This window comes from Myxacorys sp., assembly GCF_059501405.1.
On the sequence record NZ_JCACCM010000010.1, the window covers coordinates 1 to 4482 of the forward strand.

The window sequence follows — 4482 nt, forward strand, 5'->3', positions numbered from 1 at the left end:
GATCAACGTTGAACCAGTACGATTATTCTACATTCCGGTTAACCTGACATTACCGGCAGCATTTCTGGGCGCGAGGGTACTACGTTTCAACGGTGGGACGAGATGAAGGGACAGTTCGTCAGTATATTCAGGAACAGGAGCAGGAAGACCAACGGATTGAGCAGTTGCGGTTATCGGATGAATGGTAGAGGTTAATCCGCTTTGAGCGGTTCCCCTTCTCAAGCCTCCGGCTTTGCCGGAGGTTGGTGACTTTCTACCGAGCGCAATGAAGTAGCGAATTAAAGCAGAAGCTAGGAATTTTGCAAGAGAAAATCATGAAGAGATGCTGAGAACAGCACAATTTACCCTCGCTCACAGAGCGACTTAAGCTACGATAGAGCCGTACAGCTTTAGGACACTTTTAGGACAATTGATGCTTCTACAAGCTATCAGGGACTTCTTTTAAAGAGCGGGTAACGCGATTCGAACGCGCGACATTCACCTTGGCAAGGTGACGCTCTACCACTGAGCTATACCCGCATTTGCTATATTTACTAATGTGCCCGATTCAAACCGAAAGAATAAGATGTACTCAATAATGGACTCAAAGTAAATTTAATTATTTCTTAAGTATTCAAACTAAAAAACCTCCCTATGGAATTTAAGGAGGTTTTTTCAATCAAAGAATCCTTAGGTAAATTAAATTAATAATTACAAAAGCATAAGTAAAAGTAATGAAGGAATTAAATTGATGGCAATCCATAAATAAATACCAACAATAAAAGTGGTATCTACAATTTTTGGAGCAATGATCATCATTCTGAGTAACGTACGTTTCTGTTCAAAAGTTAGCTTAGACATAAAAATATTCCTGTAATTTATCTACTACAGGAATAATACAAAAAGTAAGGGTGTAGAATGTGGTCAATCTTCTAGACCTAACTCCTCCCTCAAGTCAATATCTTTAGGAATGCTGACATTTGTTCTGACATTGAGGTTAAATTCTTCAATAAGAGCTTTGGTTTTATCTTTATTTTCCTTTGCCCAGGCATCAGCAAACTTTTTATCTTGATTGCTTACATGAGAAAGAATTGCAGAGCTAGGGTAAATCTTAAATTGACCTTCCTCTGATCGGTTATATTCTACAATTGCATTAAATACTTCATCTAAATCAAGTGGCTCTAATTTGGTAGGTTCTTCTTTTTCTTCAGGACTGGGTGATTCAGTTTCAGAATTTGATTCATTTGAAGGATTAGCTTTGCCTGAACCTATGAGCAGTCTTAACCTGGCCTTTAACTCCTGCGATGCAATACCACTTGTTGCAGGTGTAGAGGATTCACCACTGAAATATGTTTTTATAGCTTCTAGGGCACTATTTCTGAGCACTGTAACTCCTCGTGGACTCACATCAAAATCTTTAGCTACAGTTTTAGAAGCATCACTATCTCCAGCTAATTCTAAATGAATGGTCGCTAGAGCGATTGTAGTTTTTTCATCTGGATGAAGTTCGTTAATTGAGCGAGGCATGGAATTGACCTAAAAGAAGAAACGCTCCTCAATATAACATTTCTTAAAGCTGATTGAACTTAATCATTAAAATACTCCCTCTAGAATGAGCTTTAAACCCATTGAAATTAAATGAGAGTACGATTGGTCATTTAATAAATGTGATCTGAGAGGCGTCTATTAGGCTCGCTAAAGGATCAATATATCTGAGGACTTAATTATTTAAGGAGCTAAGCCAAGCCCTTTAGAGTCTCTGAGTAATTATACTCAGTTCCCTTAAGGGCTTTATTCCAAGCTTCATCGGAAGGTTCTGCAATAACCCCTAGGTTTTTACTTAGAATAGAATCTTTTAAATTAATCATTTTATTTTGTATTTAATAATCGATCGGTTTTATTCACCGACAAGATTAGTAAACCAAAAACAATGACTACATATGTGGGCAATTAAAAAACCCCAATTAGATATTAATTGGGGTTTTGTTACATTTAAGTCTCAAAAGTTAAAAGTGTTACAAGATAATCACTTAACTACAGGTAGTTACGTAGATTTCTTTACTTCCAATTATCAGTCTCCTCATCATCTAGATAGAATTCAGAGGGGCGATTATTAATCTCATCTAATAATTCTCTTACCGCCTCCTCATCACTCTGAAATGTACTTAGAATGCCGTCAGAGCGTCCAGTAACTACACCTATAGTAAATCCTACTGAAGCTGAAAGGAAGGCTATAAATAGGGTTTTATCTACGAATAGGAAGACAACAGCTAAGGTGATTAATGGATTAACTTTGAGAGTATTAATAATTGATTGGATGAAGCTGATACAGAAGTCCAGGAAGTTATACATAAAAAAGAGAGTAGTTTTATTTACTCTCAAAGTTTAGATTTAAGGATGCTTAATTAGGTGGGCGGCTTTTGAAATCAACCATTAACTTTTCTTTCAGAATATAATCACAGATCTAATTATTGAACCATTTCTTGAAATAACGACGTTCTTCAACCGTTAATTGTTCGAAAAGATATTGTTCTCTATCTTCAAATACAAACTCGGTAGCTTTATCAGCAGATTCATCCGAACTTAAAATCTTTCTTAGAGAAAGTTCAAAAAGGGTACAGGCAAGATATTGATTATTCTCAATGTCGATATTTATTTGAATCTTCATGGTTAATCAAGGGAGACAAATAACTCTAAGTTTAACGTAATCAACACCCACAGATTCAATCATTTTATTAGTGGGACTTCTTTAAACTATCCTTACGTTGTAAATACCATTTAATTCTCTGCTCATCTAATTCATCAATTTCTGAGGGAGTTATTTCGATTTTCATAATTTGAGACTTACCTTCATCACCACTTTCGTAGCAGATAAGCGTATTGTCTTCCTTAGGAGGTTCAATCTCTACAGCCGATACTGCTAAAAGTAGGTAAGTTAAACATAAATTCATGTCACAATCTAAATTGATTTCAACTTTCATGAGATTTATCAATCAATAGGTCTAATAGCTCTAAGCTTAATATAATCTGCATAAACTTTCTCAATCATTTCAACTGAGCTATCTACCCATTTGGCTATTACAAGAACAGGAATACCCTTTAATAGTTGTTGAGTTATGAAAGTATCACGGCAGCTATAGGGTGTTGTATCAGCTTTTATAGGGTCAACTACCGTATTCCAAGCCCTTTGAGCAAAGTTGTCTTTATTAATAGGGCCACCTTTTGGAGCAGGGAATACCAATTGTTTATCTTTAGTATTCGCAGTTTTAATTTCTGTAAGTAATTGAATTAATCTAGGGGAGCAAGGAAATATTCTAGACCTATTATTTTTGGAACCTTTAGTTTGAACCCATCTGTTCTTTACATATAGTAGAGAACCATTAAATTCAACTTCAGAACAATCTAAGGAAATATTAAACCAACGTAGACTTACAGCTTCACTAGTTCTACAGCCAGTTAAAAATAGAAACTCAACAAAAGGAGCATAGAAGCTATAACCATACACCCCACTAGAAGCCTTATGACTCCTAAATGATTGAATGACTTGATCCATCTCATCCTTAGAGAAGGCATTAGGTTTTGGGTTTATCTGAAAATTGTATCGAGGTAATTCAGAAGCCATTCCTGCATAAGGGGAAATCTGAGTACTACTTATCAGTTTATGTTTGATACCCCATTCAAAAGCAGCATTTAACTCGATTAAAGTTCTTTTAACCTGATGATTGGTGCTAATGCTTAGTAGAAGCTCTCTAACTCTCAAAGCATCAGAGCAGTCAACTTCTTTAATTTTCAGAATTAACTTGCCGTAACACTCGATAGTATTCTGCGTAGTTTCTTTTCTGGTGGGTTGTTTGTAATTCTGGTACTCAGTCCACAGTTCTAGGAGAGTAAGGGACTTATTTTCTCTGACTATAGTTAACTTGGGTTTATCCTCTGACTGAACCTTATATTTCTCTAAGGTTGAATCGAAAGTGAGGGCTAAATAGTCCAACTCAATCTGTTTAGCTATCTGCTCAGCCCTAATTCTATTTTCATGTGAATCTGATAGACCTACTGCAAATCTCCTCTGGGCTCCATCAAACCAGGCACGAGGTAGATTTAGTCTGATTGTATTATTCCTGATTTCTACACCCACTCTCCCTTTGTCAGACTTCAGAGGAGCCTTCATGATTCAGTCCAGCAAACACTGTCCTAAATGTACTGGACTCAATAATGGACTCAGGGCTGAGAGAATAATGGATTGGCGACTTTGATTTATAGAAAGGTTAATACTTAGAAACCTATGAAACATAGGCTCTGGCTGTCTTCTTTTAAAAAGCGGGTAACGCGATTCGAACGCGCGACATTCACCTTGGCAAGGTGACGCTCTACCACTGAGCTATACCCGCATTTGCTATATTTACTAATGTGCCCGATTCAAACCGAAATGTCAAGCCTTGTAGATAATATCCAGCAATTCTCAGTATGGAAATTTAACTGGTATTCGGCGGGATGTCTAGCTCT

Annotated in this window: 5 protein-coding genes, 2 tRNA genes and 1 pseudogene; 1 reads left to right on the top strand and 7 read right to left on the bottom strand. The window is 36.7% G+C overall.

Features of this window, described 5'->3' with window-relative positions; translation table 11 throughout:
* Positions 1–56 precede the first annotated feature (56 nt).
* Positions 57–188, top strand: a pseudogene (locus AC5I6P_RS00875) (transposase); the annotation flags it as partial.
* Between the two features lie 259 nt (positions 189–447).
* Here the strand turns inward: AC5I6P_RS00875 and AC5I6P_RS00880 are convergent.
* From AC5I6P_RS00880 to AC5I6P_RS00910, 7 genes are all read right to left on the bottom strand, one after another.
* Positions 448–519 (bottom strand) — tRNA-Gly (locus AC5I6P_RS00880).
* A gap of 384 nt (positions 520–903) precedes the next feature.
* Positions 904–1506, bottom strand: coding sequence for a hypothetical protein (locus tag AC5I6P_RS00885; protein WP_495691872.1), 603 nt, complete (start codon positions 1504–1506; stop codon positions 904–906).
* Positions 1507–2037: 531 nt separating this feature from the next.
* Positions 2038–2331, bottom strand: a complete 294-nt coding sequence (locus tag AC5I6P_RS00890; protein ID WP_495691873.1) for a hypothetical protein — start codon at positions 2329–2331, stop codon at positions 2038–2040.
* 112 nt (positions 2332–2443) lie between these two features.
* Complete coding sequence (locus AC5I6P_RS00895; RefSeq protein WP_495691874.1) at positions 2444–2647, bottom strand: hypothetical protein; 204 nt, start codon at positions 2645–2647, stop codon at positions 2444–2446.
* 67 nt (positions 2648–2714) lie between these two features.
* Positions 2715–2960 (bottom strand): hypothetical protein, encoded by a 246-nt coding sequence (locus tag AC5I6P_RS00900; protein WP_495691875.1) that lies wholly within the window; start codon positions 2958–2960, stop codon positions 2715–2717.
* 8 nt (positions 2961–2968) lie between these two features.
* Positions 2969–4147: a tyrosine-type recombinase/integrase gene (locus AC5I6P_RS00905; RefSeq protein WP_495691876.1), complete on the bottom strand. Its 1179-nt coding sequence runs from the start codon at positions 4145–4147 to the stop codon at positions 2969–2971.
* A 148-nt stretch (positions 4148–4295) separates the two neighbouring features.
* Positions 4296–4367, bottom strand: a tRNA-Gly gene (locus tag AC5I6P_RS00910).
* Positions 4368–4482 lie beyond the last annotated feature (115 nt).

Bases quoted from the DNA above. Each gene is read 5' to 3' on its own strand.
- AC5I6P_RS00900 (WP_495691875.1), bottom strand. From the start codon at position 2,960: ATGAAAGTTGAAATCAATTTAGATTGTGACATGAATTTATGTTTAACT.
- AC5I6P_RS00885 (WP_495691872.1), bottom strand. From the start codon at position 1,506: ATGCCTCGCTCAATTAACGAACTTCATCCAGATGAAAAAACTACAATC.
- AC5I6P_RS00890 (WP_495691873.1), bottom strand. From the start codon at position 2,331: ATGTATAACTTCCTGGACTTCTGTATCAGCTTCATCCAATCAATTATT.
- AC5I6P_RS00895 (WP_495691874.1), bottom strand. From the start codon at position 2,647: ATGAAGATTCAAATAAATATCGACATTGAGAATAATCAATATCTTGCC.
- AC5I6P_RS00905 (WP_495691876.1), bottom strand. From the start codon at position 4,147: ATGAAGGCTCCTCTGAAGTCTGACAAAGGGAGAGTGGGTGTAGAAATC.